Annotated in this window: 12 protein-coding genes; 8 read left to right on the top strand and 4 right to left on the bottom strand. The window is 53.6% G+C overall.

The genetic code is table 11. From position 1 onward, the window contains the following. Nucleotides 1–35: 35 nt before the first annotated feature. The 3 genes from FW415_RS18005 to FW415_RS17995 form a co-directional block, all read right to left on the bottom strand. Entirely contained in the window at nucleotides 36–1,058 is a 1,023-nt protein-coding gene (locus tag FW415_RS18005; protein WP_148387859.1) for a FecR family protein, read from the bottom strand. 82 nt (nucleotides 1,059–1,140) lie between these two features. After that, entirely contained in the window at nucleotides 1,141–1,692 is a 552-nt protein-coding gene (locus tag FW415_RS18000; RefSeq protein ID WP_148387857.1) for an RNA polymerase sigma-70 factor, read from the bottom strand. 69 nt (nucleotides 1,693–1,761) lie between these two features. Then, entirely contained in the window at nucleotides 1,762–2,319 is a 558-nt protein-coding gene (locus FW415_RS17995) for a flavin reductase family protein (RefSeq protein ID WP_148387855.1), read from the bottom strand. Between the two features lie 118 nt (nucleotides 2,320–2,437). On the opposite strand from FW415_RS17995, the gene FW415_RS17990 reads away from it, so the two are divergent. From FW415_RS17990 to FW415_RS17955, 8 genes are all read left to right on the top strand, one after another. Next, entirely contained in the window at nucleotides 2,438–3,319 is an 882-nt protein-coding gene (locus tag FW415_RS17990; RefSeq protein WP_148387853.1) for a DUF4886 domain-containing protein, read from the top strand. A 256-nt stretch (nucleotides 3,320–3,575) separates the two neighbouring features. Then, nucleotides 3,576–5,003: an NAD(P)/FAD-dependent oxidoreductase gene (locus tag FW415_RS17985; protein WP_148387851.1), complete on the top strand. Its 1,428-nt coding sequence runs from the start codon at nucleotides 3,576–3,578 to the stop codon at nucleotides 5,001–5,003. Between the two features lie 83 nt (nucleotides 5,004–5,086). Then, on the top strand, nucleotides 5,087–5,647 hold the full coding sequence (locus tag FW415_RS17980) for an RNA polymerase sigma factor (protein ID WP_148387849.1): 561 nt from the start codon (nucleotides 5,087–5,089) through the stop codon (nucleotides 5,645–5,647). Between the two features lie 204 nt (nucleotides 5,648–5,851). Then, entirely contained in the window at nucleotides 5,852–7,018 is a 1,167-nt protein-coding gene (locus FW415_RS17975) for a FecR family protein (protein WP_148387847.1), read from the top strand. 243 nt (nucleotides 7,019–7,261) lie between these two features. Continuing rightward, nucleotides 7,262–10,537, top strand: coding sequence for a TonB-dependent receptor (locus FW415_RS17970; protein ID WP_168208872.1), 3,276 nt, complete (start codon nucleotides 7,262–7,264; stop codon nucleotides 10,535–10,537). Nucleotides 10,538–10,558: 21 nt separating this feature from the next. Then, entirely contained in the window at nucleotides 10,559–12,010 is a 1,452-nt protein-coding gene (locus FW415_RS17965; RefSeq protein WP_148387843.1) for a RagB/SusD family nutrient uptake outer membrane protein, read from the top strand. Between the two features lie 119 nt (nucleotides 12,011–12,129). Beyond that, complete coding sequence (locus tag FW415_RS17960; protein WP_148387841.1) at nucleotides 12,130–16,206, top strand: carbohydrate-binding protein; 4,077 nt, start codon at nucleotides 12,130–12,132, stop codon at nucleotides 16,204–16,206. Between the two features lie 170 nt (nucleotides 16,207–16,376). Then, the gene (locus FW415_RS17955; protein ID WP_148387839.1) at nucleotides 16,377–17,879 is read left to right on the top strand and encodes a TlpA disulfide reductase family protein; all 1,503 of its coding nucleotides are present in this window, start codon (nucleotides 16,377–16,379) and stop codon (nucleotides 17,877–17,879) included. A gap of 156 nt (nucleotides 17,880–18,035) precedes the next feature. Here FW415_RS17955 and FW415_RS17950 read toward each other — a convergent pair whose 3' ends face one another. After that, nucleotides 18,036–20,141 (bottom strand): M3 family metallopeptidase, encoded by a 2,106-nt coding sequence (locus FW415_RS17950; RefSeq protein ID WP_148387837.1) that lies wholly within the window; start codon nucleotides 20,139–20,141, stop codon nucleotides 18,036–18,038. Between the last annotated feature and the right edge of the window lie 12 nt (nucleotides 20,142–20,153).

Here is a 20,153-nt window from a genome sequence, read left to right as displayed (position 1 = left end):
GAAGGGTCCGTAACGTTTGGCGTTGCGGATTTTTTTTACCATATCCTCAGTCTGGCTGCACTTTCAAGCGTTATTTTCAGTCCTGTTGTGAACGAGATGATATCCATCGCTTCTTCCAAAGTGGCATTGTGCAAAGTGGTGGTCAGCAGCATGGCCGAAACTTCCGGGCGATCGAAGATGATCTGTACGCCATAATATCTTTCCAGCTCAGCGGCCACATCGCGCAGCGAACTTTTTCTGAAAGCAAGAATGCCATTCCGCCATCCGCCGACTTCTTCCAGATCATTTGCCAGCAGGGCCGTGGAGAATTGGTGCCGCTGTGAGTCGAATTTCAGCTGTTCGCGATGATGCAGCACTGCGAGGTCGCGCGAATCATTCATGACCTTTACACTGCCTTTGGCTACGGTGACTTCAATATCCGCCTGGTTGCCGAAGTGCCGGATATTGAACTCCGTGCTGATGTCTATCGTGGTGAGGCTGCCGGTTTTTACCGCAAAGGGATGTTCTCCGCCGGGCGCCACAACGAAATATGCTTCGCCTTCCAGCAGCAGTTCACGATTGGTTTTGCCATACTCCGTATTGTACCGTAAGTGACTGGCCGCATTGAGAAAAACCAGCGAGCTGTCCGGCAGCATGAAAGAGGTCCTTTTACCGGCTTCATTCTTCATGTCCACCCACGCGGTATTATTTTGTGTTTTGTGCAGATCAGGCGCATACCACAGGCTTATACCTGCGGCGATCAGCAGGCCAATGAGTATCGCGGCCGCGGCAAAACGCCATGGAGCACGCAGCGAACGGGTTTTGGCGGCAGGCTTTTGGTTGTTGGTGATGTCCAGCTCGCTGACAATATCCCTGAATTGCCGGTACCTGGCCTGCAAAGGCAGCGGGTCCGCATTTGCTCCACTATCCTCCTGCCAGTGCTGTTGCATGAATTCCTCCAGCGAAGCACTGTAGGCGGGATCTTCCAGGTATTGCCTGATGGTCTTTAATTGCTCCCTGTTGCATTTGCCCTCAAAATATTGTCGCAACAGCGCGGTGTCAACTGATTTATGCTGCATAATGTTCTATACCGTTCTTACCAGGGTATACACCACCCGGGCAGGTAACCCCCATGCGGTAACAATTTGGTAATACAGCGGCTTACAGGAGAATGGACGTGAGGTGCTCCGCCAGGCGGGTACGAAGCAGTTTGAGGGTAGCGGATATCTGGTTTTCAACGGTTTTGGGAGAGATGTGCAGCCGGGCCGCAATTTCGCGGTAACTCAGGTTTTCTTCGCGGTGCATGAGAAATATCCGGCGCCTTTGTTCAGGCAGTACGGAAAGCCCTTGCTTGTACTCCGTTTCCAGTTCCTTGTAGAGCAGGGTATCGGTTTCGCGGGCATCAGCATATCCCGAGGCGGTATCAAGAGAAAGGAGGGTATCGATCTTTTTCCGCCATGCATTGATGAGGTGGTTCCTGGCGATAGTGAAGAGGTAATTTTCGAACAGGCTGGCTGTACGGATAACATGGCGGTTGCGCCAGACCTTTACCAGCACCTCCATGGTCATATCTTCGGAGAAGGTATGGTCCTGCATATATTTATGATAGTAGGCAGTGACACGCGGATAATATTGATGGAAGATACATTCAAAGGCGCTATCATCGCCCTGCAGCCATTGCCGGATTTTTGTGTTGATTTCCTGTTGAGTCATGACCAGCTTAAATGAATCCTTTCCACAAAGAAAACATTCGCATATTAATACAGTGTTAACTGGCAGTGGTCAGAGATTTTCCTTCCGGAATTTTCTGCGGTGATTAACATTTTCCCCTGATATCATGAAAACGCCATCTCCCCGGTAATGCAGCGTACGCGGGTATTTCGGAGATGTGGCGGCGTGGGCTTTCACTACTTCCAGGATGAAGAAGCTGTATTTCTTTAACAGGCTGGTGTCTGTGACCTTGCATTCAAAATTGGCATAACACTCTTTTATCAATGGGGCATCCACTTTTTCGGCTGGCTGCGGGGTCAGGCCGGTCAACTCGAATTTGTCCACTTCGCTGCCCGTGGTGTTGCCGATCCGGATCACCTGGCTGATCAGGTCGGCCGTTGGAATATTAATGACGCATTCCCGGCTTTTGCGGATCATTTCGTAGCTGTGATTGGCGGCGGTGATAAAGCAACCGATACGGGAAGGGGAGAACTCCATTACCGTATGCCAGCCCATCGCCATGATGTTCCGGCGGCCTTTCCAGGCGGAGCTGACCAGTACGACCGGCCCGGGTTCGAGGAAGCGGCGTATCTCCCATACAGGGAGGTCTTTTTTTCTGTAGTCCGGCATAAGGAATAAGCAGCAAATGTCATGCCTTAGGATGCAGTTTGACCGGCCAGCGCCTGGCTTCATTTGGATTATTGCCGCATTAATGATAATTTAAGCCGTTTCAAAAGAAAAACAGATCATGATGTTATCAAGATGCAGAGCGCTACTCCTGTTCGTATGTGTATGTTTATTGTCCACCGCTCACGGGCAAACGAAAAAGCTTCGCCTTTTTATTATCGGGAACAGTTTCTCGGGGAATGCCGCAACTTACCTGCCGGTGCTGGCGGAGGAGGGAGGTTATGAATTGGAGATCGGGCGCGCGGAGCTTGGCGGCTGCTCCCTGGAAAGGCACTGGCGGCTGGCAGACACCACCGAAGAAGCCAGCAGAGCCTACAAAGGCCGGTCGTTAAAGGAAATGCTGGCGGAGGGGAAATGGGATGTGGTGACCATGCAGCAGTATTCCCTGCTTTCCGGCGATCCGGATACTTATCGTCCTTATGCGAAAAAATTGTATGATCTGATCAAATCCCTGCAGCCGGATGCCACCATTGTTTTGCATCAGACCTGGGCTTACCGTACCGATGCCAAAGGTTTCGGAAAGATCAATCGCAAAGAGCGGGCGGCCCATGCACAGGAGATGTACAATCATTCCAGGGCTGCCTACCACACGATAGCCAATGAGTTGGAAGTGCGGGTGATCCCCGTTGGAGATGCTTTCTGGATGATGAATGGTGATCCGGTGTGGGCGTATAAAAAAGACAGTGCTTATAATTTTGATAACCCCGTAGCTCCCGCATTGCCGGAACAGAAAAATTCCCTGCATGTGGGGTATCGCTGGGCAAACGGCACATTGCGGTTTGATGCCAACCATGCGAACACCGCAGGTTGTTACCTCGGTTCGCTGGTTTGGTACCGTTTCCTGTTCCAGGCGCCGGTAAAGGATGTGAAATTCAGGCCGGAACAGATAACGGAGGAGATGGGCGAACAGCTGAAACGTGTAGCCGCAGCCGTTTCATTGTAATACTTTATTCCTGCACCATTTTGACCGGCGCTTTCCCGCCAGCAGCGCGGTATACCAGCTGCCGTTAACGGTAATGTGATTATCCTGGCGGAGGAACCGCGATTATTCCGTAATTTTCTGTTCCAGAATCGGGGAAACAGCAGTGATCCTGCTGTTGTTTGAGATTTTTTCAGTGCTTAAAGCCGGATATTCTGCTACTTCCGCTGATGAAATGTCTCCGGCGGGATGAGGGGAATATCCGTATAACCGTTAACGGATGCATACAGATTATGATGCGATCGTCGTAGGATCCGGGCCTAATGGTCTTGCCGCTGCCATCACCCTGCAACAGCGCGGTCTTGCTGTTTTGTTGCTGGAAGGGAAGGATACGATAGGGGGAGGGATGCGCACCGCTTCTTTTACACTGCCGGGGTTCCTGCATGATGTGTGCTCGGCCGTACACCCGATGCTGGCCATGTCTCCTTTTTTTCAACGGCTTGATCTGGGCAGATATGGACTGGAATGCATCCAGCCATCGCTGCCGGCTGTACATCCTTTCGACGATGGCCATGCGGCCTGTCTGCATCGTTCCCTCACGGCAACCGCCTCTGGTCTGGATGGCGACGGAACTGCCTATTTCCGTTTGTTTGAGCGGCTGGAACGAAACTGGCCCCGCATTGCCGGAGATGTGCTGGCGCCGCTTCGTTTACCCGCATATCCGATAGAAATGGCGCGCTTCGGCTGGGTGGCGTTGCGCTCTTCCCTCGCTGTTGCCGATGAATTCAAATCCCGGGAAGCCAGGGGCCTGTGGGCCGGCATGGCGGCCCACAGCATGCAACCGCTGTCCAACGCCGCCACTGCGGCAACGGCCATGGTGCTGATGCTGGCGGGGCATTTGTACGGATGGCCCGTGGTCAAAGGCGGTTCGCAATGTATTGCAGATGCCATGGCAGAACATTTCCGCTCTCTGGGAGGAAAGATCGAAACCGGATTTTATGTAAAAGACCTCCGGCAATTACCATCCGCCAAAGCGGTATTATTTGATATCACTCCACGGCAGTTGCTGAAGATCGCAGGGTATAAGCTTACCGCCTTCTATCGCTGGCAGCTGGAACGTTACCGTTACGGAATGGGCGTGTTCAAGATAGACTGGGCGCTGGATGATCCCGCGCCTTTTACCAACGCAGCCTGCAGGCTGGCGGGAACGGTGCACCTCGGCAATACCATTGAGGAAATTGCCGTAGCGGAGCAAATGGTTTGGGATGGCCGGCACCCCGAGCGCCCTTTCGTCCTCTATGCGCAGCCCAGCAAGCTCGATCCTTCGCGTGCGCCCGCGGGTAAACATACCGCATGGGCATATTGTCATGTGCCGAGAGGCTCCAAAAAGGATATGACCGAAGCGATAGAATTGCAGGTGGAGCGCTTTGCCCCCGGGTTCCGGGAACGCATCCTGGCCCGGCATGTTATGAATACCGAAGATATGGAAGCGTATAATCCGAATTATGCCGGGGGGGATATCAACGGCGGCGTAATGGATATCACACAGTTGTTCACCCGGCCTGCGCTCCGTGCCTCTCCCTACCGGACGTCCGCCAAAGGGCTGTATCTCTGCTCCTCATCAACCCCGCCCGGCGGTGGTGTGCACGGCCTCTGCGGTTACTACGCAGCAAAGCAGGCACTGAAAGACATATTTTTATTACATTAGCCGGATATTCCTAATCAACCAACTTTACGTTCAGAGGAGACAAGGTGCACGATCCCGCTTATAATGATAGAGAACTGTTCCGGATGATTGCGGAGGGCGATGAAACAGCCTTCCGGCAACTTTTCCAGTCGTATGCCCCACAGCTGCAGCCTGTTATCATGCATCTCACCAAAACCGCGGCGGTTGCTGACGATATCATTCAGGAAACTTTCCTTCGTCTCTGGATCAGCCGGGACAAGCTGCCGGGTATCGAAAACCCCCGTTCCTGGATACTGCGTATCGTCTTCCACCAGTCTTTCAGCTGGCTGCGCCGCCAGGCCGTGCATCACAAAGCCCTGGACGCTATTTCCCTCCGGGAGGAGACGGGCAGTACTACGGAAGAAGAGGTGATCTATCATGCCATCGTCAAAAGCATTGCAGAGGCGGTGCAGCAATTACCGGCGCAGGCAAAACGCATCTACCTGCTCAGCCGCGAAAAAGGCCTGAAGATCCCTGAAATAGCGCTGGAGTTGGGACTTTCCCCCAATACCGTCAAAAACTCCCTCGTCCGGTCCCTTAAAAGCATCCGCGAACGGATAGAACAGGCAGGGCATTATCTACCGTTGTTCCTGCTGGCCCTGCATGTTATGCAGGAGCTTTTTTGAGGGCGGGGAAATTTCCGTTTCCAACCCGCCACCGTTCCTGCTGAACCATTCAGGTTATGCAGCACCTTTCCTGAAAGCCCAACTTTTTTCCTTTCCTATAGGTCCTGATTTCCCGCTTGCGCGTCTGTGTATATGGACCTCCTGTACTGATACAAGTCCGCGTTTTGAAAGTACCACGTTCTTGAACACTTAAAGGATAATACATTGACCTTACAAGACCGCCTGGCATACCTCGTTGGCAGGGCTGTACAGCATACCGCTACGGATGCCGAACTGGAAGAGCTGACCCGTCTGATGGCAGAAGACGAAACGGGTGAAGTAGCCTTGCAGGTGGAATCCCTGCTTCCGCCGCCCGTTCCCGGTAATACCGATCCGGCACATTGGGATGAGATCGCCGGCCGCATTCTCGCATCAGACCGCCCCGCTAAGGTTGTACCCATGCGCCGCCGTTACTGGGGATGGGTTGCCGCTGCGGTGTTACTGACCGGCGCTGCCGGCACTTTCTGGCTGATGCGGGACGATCGCCCTGCACAAACGCATACGGTAAAACAGGAGATCAAAAACGATGTGGTTCCCGGTGGCAATAAAGCCATGCTGACCCTCGCCGATGGTACGCAAATACCGCTGGACAGTACGGCGAGCGGTACACTGGCGTCACAAGGCAATACCATATTGCAGATGCAGGGCAATGGCCAACTGGCCTATGAATCTTCCGCTCCGGATGAAAAAGCTCCGTTGATCTACAATACTATTGCCACACCCCGCGGCGGACAGTTCAGTGTTACGTTGTCCGATGGCAGCAGGGTATGGCTCAACGCCTCCAGCAGCCTGCGTTATCCCGCGCATTTCTCCGGGGATGCCCGCGAGGTGTCGCTTACCGGCGAGGCCTATTTTGAAGTCGCTAAACAAGACAAGCCCTTTTTCGTGAAAGTGAATGATATGGATGTAGCCGTGCTGGGCACACATTTCAATATCATGGCGTATGAAGACGAAGCCCGGGTGAATACCACCCTGCTGGAAGGGGCGGTGCGCGTCAGCCATGGGAACAGCCGCTACCGCCTGTCTCCCGGACAGGGTGCTAGCCTCCTGAAAAGCACCGGCGTCCTGCATATGCAGGAACAGGTGAATACCGCGGAAGCCGTGGCATGGAAGAACGGCCTGCTGCATTTCGGCGGCAACGACCTGCAATCGGCAATGCGGATGATCGCGAGATGGTATGATGTGGAAGTCGTGTACCGCTCACCTGTACAGGCGCACTTCAGGGGCGTTATCCCTCGTAATGTGAATGTATCCGAAGTGCTGCAGATGCTGGAAATGACGGGGGAAGTGCATTTCGAGGTCAAAGGAAAACAGATTATCGTATCACCATAAAAAATCGGATAACCAACAATCATGAGTCCCTGACAGGAAGTATCCGGACATGAAAAAACCGGAAGCGTTCGTACCGCTCCCGGCTGATGCTCAGGTCCATAATTGACAATCGTTTTCGGCAATTTTCATTATTTACCCAAACCATGCAAATGTATGCATTTAAGGCTTTTTTCCCAAGGCGGGCCAGCGCGTGCCGCCACGGGGCAGGATTTTCCACGATTATTAGAAAAAACGTTACTGATCATGAAATTAACGGTGCTTTTGATGACCATTTCCCTCCTGCAGGTACATGCAGCGGGACGTGCACAAACAGTTACCCTTTCTAAACAGAACATCTCCCTGGGCAAGGTATTTGCCGAGATCGGAAAACAGACCGGCTATACTTTCCTCTACACGGATGAACAATTATCCCATGCCCGTACCATCAGCCTGAACGTTAAAGATATTCCGCTGCAGGAGGCGCTGGACCTGTGTTTCAGGAACCAGCCGCTGACCTATGTCATCACGGACAGGATCATTGTGGTAAAACGGAGAACGCTTGCCGGTGCAGATCACCGGACGGCGGACACCGAAATAAGCGGCACCGTGAAAGATGAAAAAGGAGAACCGTTACCCGGTGTTACCATCCAGGTGAAAGGCACTTCCAAAGGCGTAGTGACCAATGAACAGGGAAATTTCCTCATCACGGTGGCCGATGCCAACGCGATACTGGTAATATCTTCCATTGGTTTTGACCGGCAGGAGATCGCGCTTGCCGGGAGGAGAGAGATCACCGTAACGCTGCAAGCCTCCGCCTCCAGGATGAATGAGCTGGTCGTGGTAGGTTATGGCGAACAACGCAAATCCACCCTCACCAATGCCATTACCACTATATCTTCCAAACAGTTCGAAGAGCAGCCGGTGAACCGGTTCGACCAGGTATTGCAGGGCAGGGCTGCCGGTGTGCAGGTGACCAATTCCACCGGCGCTCCCGGCGGCAGTGTGCGCATCCGCATCCGCGGTTCCAATTCCATCAACGGCGATAACGGCCCGCTTTATGTTGTGGATGGCTTTATCGGCGCGGAATTCTTCGCCATCAATCCCGATGATATCGCTTCCATCCAGATACTGAAAGACGCTTCCGCTACCGCGATCTATGGCAGCCGTGGCGCTAACGGTGTGGTGATCGTGACCACCAAGAAAGGCAGCAAAGACGGGCTGAAGGTGAATTTCACCACCCGCCTGTCATCCTCACAGGTCATTAAAAAAATGGATCTGCTGAATGCAGGCGACTATGCCCAGGTAGCCAATGAACATGCCGCGGCAGTTGGTACTACCGCGCCCTTTACAGCAGAGCAGATCGCATCATTCCGCGCCAATGGCGGAACGGACTGGCAGGATGAGATATTCCGCAACGCACTCGGGCAGGAATATATGCTGAGCCTCAACGGCGGGAACGACAAAACGGGTTACTTCATCTCCGGTAACTACCTGGACCAGGAAGGAGTGATCAACAACTCATCTTACAAGCGTTACACTCTACGTTCCAATATCAACTCGCAACTATCCAAAAAAATTTCCACCTTCCTGAATATCACCGGCTCTTACAGTGCCGCTCAGAATGTGGATATCCCTGCCGATGGAACCATCAGCCCGCTGGCACAGGCGATCACCTGGTCGCCTACCGTGCCGGTGAGGAACGCAGTCGGCGGTTACACGTTGCAGGACCCGGTTGGCTCCGCATTCAACAACCCCGTGGCCATCACCACCGAAGGGATCGTGGCAACGGATCGCATGATGGCCAATATGATCGGCGGGTTCCGTTATGAAGACATGCTGCCGGGGCTTTCCTTCAGCATACAGTACGGCGCCAATTATCTTGGTTATGAGAACAAAAGCTTTACCGGCAAAGCCATCAATAACAATGTGGCATCCGCCAGCTACCGTTCCAACAAAGAGGTCCGTCTGCAGAACACCAATACGCTGAACTACAGGAAAATATTCAACAAGGCGCATAGCCTGGATGTGACGGCGGTAGTGGAATACCAGCAGTCCACCTACAACTACGTTTCCGCCGGGGCCTCCAATTTATCTTACGAATCCCTGCAATGGAATAACCTCACGCAAGGCACACCCGGTACGCCAGGCTCCGGTTATTCCAGGTGGGGGCTGTTTTCCCTCGTAGGCCGTGTGAATTACGGATACAGGGATAAGTACCTGGCCTCTGCCGCCATCCGCCGGGATGGTTCTTCCAAATTTTCCGATCTCAACAGGTTCAGCTATTTTCCTTCTTTTTCCGCAGGATGGGTATTGTCTGAAGAGCCTTTCATCCGTGACCTTCATATATTCAGCAACCTGAAGCTGCGTGGCAGCTGGGGCCTCACCGGCAGCGAGGCGGTTGGGCCGTACAGCACTTTCTCCGCCTATGCGTCACGCAATGCCTCCTTCAGCAACAACTCCCATGTTACGGGCATTGTGCTGGGCAATATCGGGAATCCAGACCTGAAATGGGAAACCACAGCGCAGAAAAACTTTGGTCTGGAAGCGGGGCTGCTGAACGGCAGGATCAACTTCACGGCCGATTACTTTGTAAAAGATACGCGAGACCTGTTGCTGAATGAAACCCTGCCGTTTTACCTCGGCGGCAATACCATTACCCGCAATGTAGGATCAGTGCAGAACAAGGGCTGGGAGTTTTCTGTAGACGCGGTGGTGATAGACAAGGGGAAGCTGAACTGGAATACCTGGCTGAACGTCTCGTTCCTGGAGAACAGCGTGGTATCCATCGGTTCCGGAAAGGAAATGATCTTCGACCCGAACAACCGGAAGATCGGTGGCGGCATGTCCCCGCAATCCGAATTTGTGATCATGCCCGGGCAGTCGCTCGGCGCTATATGGGGCCTTACTTATCTCGGCACCTGGAAACCTTCAGAAGCAGCTGCCGCTGCGGAATACGGCGCGGTGCCGGGGGATTCCCGGTACCTGGACAAAGACGGCAACAATGCCATCGATGCGGATGATTACGGCGTGATCGGTTCCGGCATTCCCAAAACCTCCTTCGGCTGGAACAACACCCTGCGTTATGGCGCCTTTTCGCTGAATGTTTTCTTTCAGGGATTGTTTGGTTTCGACAAGCTGAACTACAACAATGCCGCAGCTATGTACCACGGTGGTGATGCGAGGGAAGCCACGCTGGTGGATATCAAAGACCGGTACATTCCGGGGGTGAACGAAACATCGGACATTCCGGCCTTCAGCACCACGAACCGCAACTTTACCCAGTCCACCCGCTTTCTGGAAAAAGCGGATTTCCTGCGGCTGAAGAACATCAGCCTGTCTTACGACATCCCGAAGTCAAAGATCTGGAATACGGTTGGCGTAAAGGTATTCCTTGGTGCAACGAACCTGTTCACGATCACCGGTTACTCCGGTATCGATCCGGAAGCCAGTTCATCTGCCGGTGATATCCGCCAGGGGATCGATTACGGTTCTTATCCCAATACCAAAGCTATTACCGGCGGCGTAACGGTGAGTTTCTAAAATCCATGTAAAAGATATTCGATGAAAAAGATACTTTTTATACTGCTTGTTTCCCTTGCTGCCGGTTGCAGCAAGCAGCTCACGGAAGATCCCCGCGGCCTGGTGGTGGGCACAACGGGCCTGAGCAATATGGCTGGTCTGGAATCGGCGCTCAGCGGCGCTTACAGCAGCCTGATGGTTGGTTTTGAAAGCGGTTTCGTAACGGTGTCCCAGATCGCCATGTGCATGGGCGCGGACGATCTGACCACGCATCCCGGTTCCAACAAGGAGGAGTTCCGGGAGTTTGACCGGTTCAATGTATCATCGCTGAACAGCCGCATGATCCCCCTCTGGCGCGGCTGTTACAAAACCATTCAGTCCACGACCAATATCATCAACAACTATACCGCCGTGCAGGACGGAGAAGAGGTGAAGATACAGGAGATCGTAGGCGAAGCCTGTTTTTTGCGCGCCTTATGTTACTACTGGCTGACCCGCTACTGGGGCGATATTCCGATCATCCCTTCCGAGAAATATTCGGAGGAATACCTGAACCTGCAAAAAAGCCCGCCCGCTGATGTGTACAAACTGATAGAAGAAGACCTGGCCAAAGCGGAAGCGTGGGTGCCCAATACTAAACGTCATCCCGGCAGGCCCAACAAAGGATCGGTGAAGGCATTGCTGGCGGATGTGTATCTCACCCAGGGCGGATGGCCTGTCAACGATGCATCGAAATATGCACTGGCTGCGGCTAAAGCGAAAGAGGTGATCGACAACAAGGGTATCTATGCATTCGATCTGTACCAGGATGGCTTTCTGCGGATATTCACCGGCGGCACATCGGAAGATGTATTCACCCTGTTCACCCGCGGCAACTGGATCACTTACAATTCATTCTACGGCGTGTCCGGTATGCCTGATGAAGAGGCAGGCTGGAGCGACTTTTTCCCGGAGCTGAATTTTTATAACGATTTCCCGGCCGGATCGCGCAAGGATGCCACGTTTTCCACGGCGTTCATCAAACCCGGTACTACCACGCCGATCCCCTGGCAGAACCTTGCCACCAAACATCCGTACTATAAAAAGTTCCGGGTACAGACCGGCAATCCGGCTGTTTATATGTCCAACAGCCCCGTGCTGATGATCCGCTATGCGCATGTGCTGCTCATCTATGCGGAAGCGCAGGCAAGGTCTTCCGCGGCGCCAGATACGGAGGCTTACAATGCGGTCAATGCCGTTCGCTTTCGTGCAGGGCTGGGCGACCTGACTCCTGGCCTTGGTACGGACGATTTTATCAAAGCGGTGATCGATGAAAGGGCCTGGGAATTCGCCGGGGAATGGAACCGCTGGTTCGACCTGGTACGGCTGGATATGGTGGCCGAAGCCAATGCGAACAAACATGCGGACGACCTGAAGCCGGCCGGCCCCATTACCCAACAGCATTACTGGATGCCGATACCCGGTGCGGATGCCCTGGTGAATCCGAATTTGTAAACAGCACGGCTGTCTCAAATATTCTCCGGACGGAAATGCCCGGCGCGCTTTTGGGACAGTCGTTATTTTCCGCAGCTGATCGAAGAGAGAACACTATCCACGTATAAAAATGACACGTTATGAAAAACAAGTTTACCACACTCTTTGTGTTGTGCTGTCTGCTGATCTCCGGCCGGCTGAACGCGCAATTTCTCCTGCTGGACGATATGGAAGGCAATGGCCTTTGCTCCGGCAGATGGACCTATTACGCCGGAGCGGGCGCTACCGGCGGCGTACAGTTCAATGTGCCAAACCCCCAGCCATCCGGCCTTAACACCAGCTCCCATGTAGCCCGGTTCATCAAAGACACCAGCTGCTTCGAGTACATGAGCGCCAATTGCAGCATGCTGCAGCCCTTTGATCTCACGGCGAACAGCGTGTTCAAAATGCTCGTGTATGCGTCTACGAAAGATGAGATATTATTCAAGCTTCAACCCGGCAGCGACTATACGAAAGCGGTGTACTTCACCTACAAGGTCAGCCAGATCAACCGCTGGGAAGAAGCCACCTTCAATTTCCAGAGCGTCAGCCACCGCACAGACCTGAATTACATCGGCATACATTATATCGATGGCCAAAAGGCCGCCGGTACCTTGTATTTCGACCTGGTGCAGGCGCCCAATCCCACCGGCATTACGCTGACCAATACCACTGTGGCAATGGGGCAGGAGCATGGCACTGTTTTGCAGGCGAAAGTGAACGGGGATATTTTTTCGTCCACACTGAATACCGCTAACTGGACGGCCCTCAATCTGCCGCAAGGGGTTTCGATAGACAGCGTTCACCGGGTAAATGACAGCATTGCCACCATCACGCTCAGCGGCAATTCCCCGGCCAACTATTCCCGAACTGTATTGCAATTGCAGATAGACAGCGCTGAACTGCAAAATCCCAATACCGCTATGTATCTGGCGAAAGGGAATGTGGTATTTGAAGGGAATCCGGCTTGGACGATGATCTATCAGGATGAATTCAATGTAGATGGCCTGCCTGACCGCAGCAAATGGACGGTGGACCCGCGCCCCAAAGGCTGGATCAACGGCGAACAGCAGGTGTACACAGATACTACGCACGACAACATCCGTGTGGAGAACGGCAAGCTCATCATCAAAGGAAAGAAGGATTTTCCTGACGGCAACCCCAACGAACCCTGGTCATCCGGAAGAATGATCTCGCAGGGGAAAATGGATTTCCTGTACGGCAAAGTGGAAGTTTTGGCCAAGTTGCCCCGCGCCCGCGGCTCCTGGCCTGCTATCTGGCTGATGCCAACTACGAGCGCATACGGCGGCTGGCCCCGCAGCGGCGAGATAGATATCATGGAACATGTGGGGAATAACTACGGGAACGTATTATCCACGGTGCATACGCAAAATAATAACTGGATGAACGGCGGCCACCTCAGCGGCTCGCGCAGCATCCCCGACGCAGCGGACAATTATCACCTTTATGCGGTGGAATGGAGCCCGGATTCCCTGCGGTTCTCTTATGACAGCATACATGTGTACACCTACGCCAATCCGCAAACGGACTGGAAAGACTGGCCCTTCGATCAGAAATTCCATGTCATCCTGAACGTAGCCATCGGCGGCGGTATGGGCGGCTCCATATTTGAAGCGGACTGGCCGGACAGTATGATGGTGGACTATGTACGGGTATATCAGAAAGGCCTCGGTACACCGGTGCTGGATTCCGTAGTGGTAACGCCCAAAGACCTGTCCTTTGTGCCGGGCAAAACACAGCAATACACCGCGAAAGCCTTTGACCAGAATGAGCACGACATGCCCATAACGCCGGTCTGGAGCATCACCGGAGCGGGTAATACGATCGACTCCGCCGGTCTGGCTACGCTGCAAACCTCGGGGGTGGTAACGGCTACGGCTACTGTAGATTCCGTGACCGTATCCGGTTCCACGAACTTCAACGTGCGGCCGGTGAACTATAAACCGGTGCCGGCCAGGATAGAAGCCGAGGATTTTGATAATGGCAATGTATGCTGCACGGAAGCCACACAGGATACCAGCGGCGTGCTGAATGTAAGTTACATCGGCGCCGGTACCTGGATGGAGTATGATATTGATGTACCGTCTGCCGGCGATTACCGCCTGCGTTTCCGGGTGGCCGTCAGCTACAACACCAGCCTGAAAGTGCAGCTGGACACAGCGACCCTTGCCACGGTAGCCCTTCCGGCCAGCGGCGGCTGGCAGAACTGGATATCCGTAGCCTCCGCGCCAATACACCTGGAAGCCGGGCAGCAAACTATCCGCATCTGGGCCAATGCTTCCGGCTGGAACTTCAACTGGCTGGAGATCGTGGATGCTGAAGATATCGCCCTCGCACGGATAGACATTACGCCGGACAGCGTGAAACTTGTTGCCGGAAATACCCGGCAATTCACCGCAAAGGGATATGATGCGGACAGCAACCTGGTATCCATCACACCGGTATGGTCCGTGACCGGCGCCGCCAACGAGATCGATGCCGCAGGTCTGTTCACCTCCGGCGCCGTAACTGGTACCTACACCATTTCAGCAACAGCAGAATGTATAACGGGAACGGCTATAGCAGAAGTAACGCCGGTGCCTGTGCTTACGCGTATCGCGATCAGCCCGGACACCATCATGGTCCCGCTGAACGCTTCACAGCAATTCACGGCAACGGCATACGACCAGTTTGACAGCGTGATGTCTGCCCCCCCGGCTATTGTATGGGGAGTATCTGGCTCCGGCAACACTATTTCCACCGGCGGGATATTGACCGCCGGAAACGATCCGGGTACCTACACCGTGACGGCAACAGCGGATACGGTGAGTGGCACAGCGTCGGTCACCACCGGTTACACCTGTACGGTCAACAATAAACATGAAGCGGAAAGCTCATCCAACCATGCTTCCGGACCTTACCTGGAAACCTGTACAGATATTGGCGGCGGCCAGAATTTCGCCGGACTGAACACCGGCAAATGGTTCGCCTACAATACCCTGAACGTTCCCGTTGCCGGCAGGTACCGCATCAGCCTGCGGGTATTATCCACTGCCGCCGCTTCGGTGAAGATCGGGCATAGCGGATATACATTCGGCACCATCAGCATCCCCTCCACCGGCGGTGTATGGAAAACCGTCAGTGATACCATCACGCTGCCGGCATTGACCTATACCGGCATACATGTAATGTCCGGCTCCTTTAAATTCAACTGGTTCAGCATAGACAACTGTGCGGATGAACCGCAGGTGCTGACCCGTATCGAGGTAACACCGGATTCCGCCAATGTAGCCGCTGGGGGATATCTGCAATTCACAGCCACCGGGTATGATGCGGACAGCAACACCATGGTGCTGCCAGCAGTGACCTGGAGTGTGAGCGGCACTGGAAATACCATCACTTCCGGCGGCCTGCTCACGGCGGGGCTTACCTCCGGTACTTATACGGTCACCGCTGCAGCGGATTCCATCAGCGGCACTGCCGGCGTGAACGTGGTGGCCAATGCCTGCACCGTGAACGACAAATACGAAGCGGAAACGGCCAGCGCGAAGGCTCCCGGCCCATACCTGCAACCATGCACGGATATCGGCGGCGGACAAAATTACGCCGGGCTTTGGGTGAATGACTACTTTGCTTACAATACGCTGAACGTACCGGTACCCGGTTTGTACAACATCAGCTTCCGCGTGTCTACAACAGCTCCCGCGCAGATCCGTGTGGGCCACAGCGGCATGGTTTTCGGCACCATCGACATACCGTCCACCGGCGGGGCATGGCAAACCATTACGGATACCATCACTTTGCCGGCACTGAGTTATACGGGCATACATGTGCATTCCGGAACTTTCAAATTCAACTGGTTCAGCATCGATAACTGTGCGCCGGACAGTCTGAATGCCGGTGGTATGGCCTTTGCGAAACCGCAGGAAACAAAAGGCATCATCGGAGCACGCCTGTATCCTAACCCGGTGAACAGTATGGCAGTAGTGGAAATGAGCGCTGGTGTTTACAAAACGGCCACATTGCTCGATATGCAGGGGAAAATGGTGCGCAGGTGGAATATATCATCCGGACAGGCAAGGCTTGACCTGGATCTTGGTTTCCTGCAGAGCGGCATGTATATCCTGAAGCTGGAAGGGGACAGGGAGACGGAGAGTTTGCGGTTGATCAGGTTGTAGCAGATAAATTTTCTTTTGGAAGGGGCGCCGGGTTTTTTCAGCGCCCCTTCTTTATTGGGGTTAGCTAAAATACAGACAGGAACGGCTGTTCGTCACATTTTCCGGTGCATTGGTCACATCCGGCATCTGCATGAGCGCAGGTGTTTTATTCTTGCAGGAAATGATCTGCAATGAAAAAATATTTGTTATGTATCCTGGTTTTGTGCGGCGCGTATGCGGGTTTTGCGCAATCCATCCTGACGGGGAAGATCAACGGGGCCGTAGATGGAGAAGCGGAACTGAACATCTCCCGGGATGTCTGGTATCAGCGGGAAAATTCCATATACAGCAAAATAGGCCCTGAAGGCACTTTTTCCTTCAGTCTCCCTCAGAACGCCCCGGTATTCGTTACCCTGCATTACAACAAAAAGAAGCAACAACTGCTGCTTAGTCCCGGCAGGCCGCTGCATGTCACCTTCGATGCAGGTGATCTGCCCGGTACCATGAAGTACAAGGGCAAGGGAGCAACAGAGAATATGATGATACATGCTTTCTTTCCGCCGCGCCCGTTTTTCATGAAAGAATTCTCTTCCGGGAATCCATATGGAAAGATGGGGGAGGACTCCCTGCTGAACGTACTCTTGCCATCCATTCTCCGGGAAGCGGACAGCCTGCGCGGCATTGTTGCTGATGCCCGGTTGCCAAAGATCATCGGCAAATCGCTCATGACGCATATCAGGTATTATTATTCGCTGAATATGGATGAATTTTCGATGGTGCTGAACAGTTATACAAAGAACCCGGCGGAACAGGCCTGGGCGGATACACTGATGTCGATGACGGGTCTTCCCTCCATGCAGGATATGGAAAGCAGCCCGTATGCCGGGTATTTTTTATCAGCGTACGCGAAGCATGAAATGATAAAGATCGGGAAGATATACAGGAAGGATAAGGAAAGGGGGCAGCTGCTGCTGGAGGAAGCGGCAGGCTTGCCTTTCGATTCCCTGATGAAACTGGCGAACAGTTTTGGGGACGAGATGGTCACCATGCTGGTGGGGAAGAAAAAATTGCCGGCTGCGCAGTACGAGCGCCTGTTGTCCAACCGGCTGACCTACTACGGCAATATGAAAGAGCTGTCGATGGCCCGCCAGCTGCTGCAGCTCCTTACAACACATTTTGCGGACGGTACGGAGGCTGCGGATGGCAGCAGGCTGATCGCCCGGCTGGAAGCACAGCTTGAAGAAGGCAAGCGTAATCCCCATATCATCATTCGCAAAGACTATGCGCAGATATCTTCTCTCCGTCAACTGCTGGCGCCGTACAAAGGGAAAGTGGTGTATCTCGATGTGTGGGGCACCTGGTGCGGCCCCTGCAAGGTAGAAATGGGTTATGTACCTGATTTGAAGGCGCGATTGGACGGTAACGACATTGTGTTCCTCTACCTCAGCAATGACAAGGATGATGCCGACGGGAAATGGCGGGAATATGTGCAGGTCAATAACATCACCGGGGAGCATGTGCGCATGCCGAACGACCGCATTGAACATATCTGGGAGGAACTGTTGCCCGGAGAGAAGATGAGAAGTTATCCCACCTTCTTTATTTTCGGGAAAGACGGCGGCGTAGCCGTGAAAAAGGCCAGGAGGCCGAGTGAAGGACTGTTGCTGGACACACAGCTGCTGGAGTATCTGTAATTCCTTAGGAAATTCAACCGGACGTTGGAAATGCATATAGACGGCGGAGTTGTCTCAAAAGCAATTTGACGGGCGCGTAAACGAAAAATATCTCTATCAGGCACACGAATAAAAATTGCTTTTGAGACAGCCGCCGCTGTCAGTTTCTTTTAAGGACTATTTGTCCAGTCCCCGGTTCTTCAGCAGGAACTTTACCTCGGGTTCCCTTGTCCGGAAAGCTTTGTAGAGATTCATCGGGTCGTCCGTATCGCCTTTTTCCAACACATTCCTGCGGAACGACCGCGCGGTTTCCGGATCGAATATGTCCCCGGTTTCCTTGAATGCGGCAAATGCGTCGCTGTCCAGCACTTCAGACCAGATGTAGCTGTAATACCCGGCGGAATATCCACCGGAGAAAATATGCTGAAAGTAAGTGCTCCTGTACCGGGGCGCGATCTGGCCGATCAGCCCGAGCTGCGCCATTTGTGTTTGCTCAAAGCTGAGCGGATCAATTTTTTGTCCCGCCGGAAGCGTGTGGTATGCCATATCCAGCAGGGAAGCGGCCAGGTATTCCACGGTGGCGAAGCCCTGGTTGAATTTGGACGCGCGTTTCATTTTATCCACCAGTTCTGTCGGGATGACCTCCCCGGTTGCATGGTGTTTGGCATAAAATTGCAGTACTTCCGGCTCAAAGGCCCAATGCCCCATGATCTGTGAGGGTAGTTCCACAAAATCGCGCGGCACGGAGGTGCCGGACAGGGTTTCATAGGTTACGGCGGACAACAGGCCGTGCAGGGCATGTCCGAATTCATGGAAGAAGGTCTCCACTTCATCAGGCGTGAGCAATGCAGGCTGGTCACCTGCGGGCTTTGAAAAATTGCAGACGATGGATACCACGGGAGACACGCCTTCCGCCTGTTTGCGGTAGGAAGTCATCCAGGCGCCGCCGCGTTTGGAGGCCCGGGGAAAGAAATCCATATATATTACACCGATGTGTTTTCCATCGGCTTCCTTCACTTCGTAAGCGATTACATCTTCATGATACCGGGGAATATCTTTGATGACGGAAAAGGTCAGCCCATACAGCTTTTTCGCTACTGTAAAAATGCCGTCGCGCACATTTTCCAGTTTGAAATAGGGGCGTAGCGTTTCCGCATCGTAACTGTACTTTTCTTTCCGCACTTTGTCCGCGTAATAGAACCAGTCCCAGGCCTGCAGTTGTTCGTTTTTCCCTTCCCGGTCCATCACTTCCTGCATGGCGGCCGCTTCTTCTTTTGCCACCGGCAGGGCAGCGGTCCACAGGCGGTTCAGCAGTTCATTGGCTTTTGCAGGCGTTTTGGCCATATTCTCTTCCAGGATGAAGTCCGCATGGCTGTCATATCCCAGCAGGGCAGCCTTATCCCCCCGGAGCGCGGCCAGCCTTGCCACGATCTCCTTGTTATCCTTGTCGTTATCCTGGTTGCAACGGTTGGTATATGCCTTGTACATGATCTCCCGCAAGCTCCGGTTGGCGGAATATTGCAGGAAAGGCATCACACTGGCATTGTGCAGGGTGAAGCGCCATTTCCCCGGTTTTCCGGCTTCCCGGGCGGATATCGCCGCGGCGTCTTTCAGGGAAGCAGGCAAGCCTGCAAGATCTTCTTCCCGGTCCACGATCAGCTCAAAACTGTTCGTCTCCGCCAGCAGGTTCTGCCCAAAGCGCACGGTGAGCAGGGACAGCTCTTTATTGATCTCCCGCATCCGGGCCTGCTTGTCCGTATTCAGACTGGCGCCGCTTCGCACGAAGGATTTGTAGGTTTTTTCCAGCAGCCGTTTTTGTTCAGGATTGAGGTTGCCGGGATGATCGTGTACAGTTTTGATCAGCTGGAAGAGCACGGTATCCAGGTAAATATCGTCATGGTGCTGCGCCATTTTGGGCGCCAGTTGCCGGGAGATGCTTTCCAGTTCCGGGTTGGTATTGGCTGATGTGAGATTGTAGAACACGGTGCTGACCTTCCGCAACAGTGCGCCGCTTTTTTCCAGTGCCAAAATGGTGCCGGCGAATGTGGGAGCGGTTTGCTGCGTGCGGATAGTCGCAATAAGCCGGTTCTGCGCTGTCATGCCTTCTTCAAAAGCCGGCAGAATGTGCTCCGGCCGGATGAGATCGAAAGGCGGTACGCCGAACGGCGTCGTATATGTTTTCAAAAAAGGATTGTCGGTTGCGGGTGCTTGTGCCGCGGCTTCATTTCCGGTGATCATAATGGTTGCCAGGATCAGGCTTTTTGTGATGGTTTTAATATGCATGTTTGATGTTTG

It is taken from the genome of Chitinophaga sp. XS-30, from assembly GCF_008086345.1.
Lineage (GTDB): Bacteria > Bacteroidota > Bacteroidia > Chitinophagales > Chitinophagaceae > Chitinophaga.
The sequence above is the reverse complement of the archived record's forward strand: the minus strand, read 5'-3'. Positions and strand labels throughout refer to the sequence as shown.

What these genes read in the sequence shown, in the direction of transcription:
- FW415_RS18005 (WP_148387859.1), bottom strand. Translation starts at nt 1,058, where the DNA reads ATGCAGCATAAATCAGTTGACACCGCGCTGTTGCGACAATATTTTGAG.
- FW415_RS18000 (WP_148387857.1), bottom strand. Translation starts at nt 1,692, where the DNA reads ATGACTCAACAGGAAATCAACACAAAAATCCGGCAATGGCTGCAGGGC.
- FW415_RS17995 (WP_148387855.1), bottom strand. Translation starts at nt 2,319, where the DNA reads ATGCCGGACTACAGAAAAAAAGACCTCCCTGTATGGGAGATACGCCGC.
- FW415_RS17990 (WP_148387853.1), top strand. Translation starts at nt 2,438, where the DNA reads ATGATGTTATCAAGATGCAGAGCGCTACTCCTGTTCGTATGTGTATGT.
- FW415_RS17985 (WP_148387851.1), top strand. Translation starts at nt 3,576, where the DNA reads ATGCATACAGATTATGATGCGATCGTCGTAGGATCCGGGCCTAATGGT.
- FW415_RS17980 (WP_148387849.1), top strand. Translation starts at nt 5,087, where the DNA reads ATGATTGCGGAGGGCGATGAAACAGCCTTCCGGCAACTTTTCCAGTCG.
- FW415_RS17970 (WP_168208872.1), top strand. Translation starts at nt 7,262, where the DNA reads ATGAAATTAACGGTGCTTTTGATGACCATTTCCCTCCTGCAGGTACAT.
- FW415_RS17965 (WP_148387843.1), top strand. Translation starts at nt 10,559, where the DNA reads ATGAAAAAGATACTTTTTATACTGCTTGTTTCCCTTGCTGCCGGTTGC.
- FW415_RS17960 (WP_148387841.1), top strand. Translation starts at nt 12,130, where the DNA reads ATGAAAAACAAGTTTACCACACTCTTTGTGTTGTGCTGTCTGCTGATC.
- FW415_RS17955 (WP_148387839.1), top strand. Translation starts at nt 16,377, where the DNA reads ATGAAAAAATATTTGTTATGTATCCTGGTTTTGTGCGGCGCGTATGCG.
- FW415_RS17950 (WP_148387837.1), bottom strand. Translation starts at nt 20,141, where the DNA reads ATGCATATTAAAACCATCACAAAAAGCCTGATCCTGGCAACCATTATG.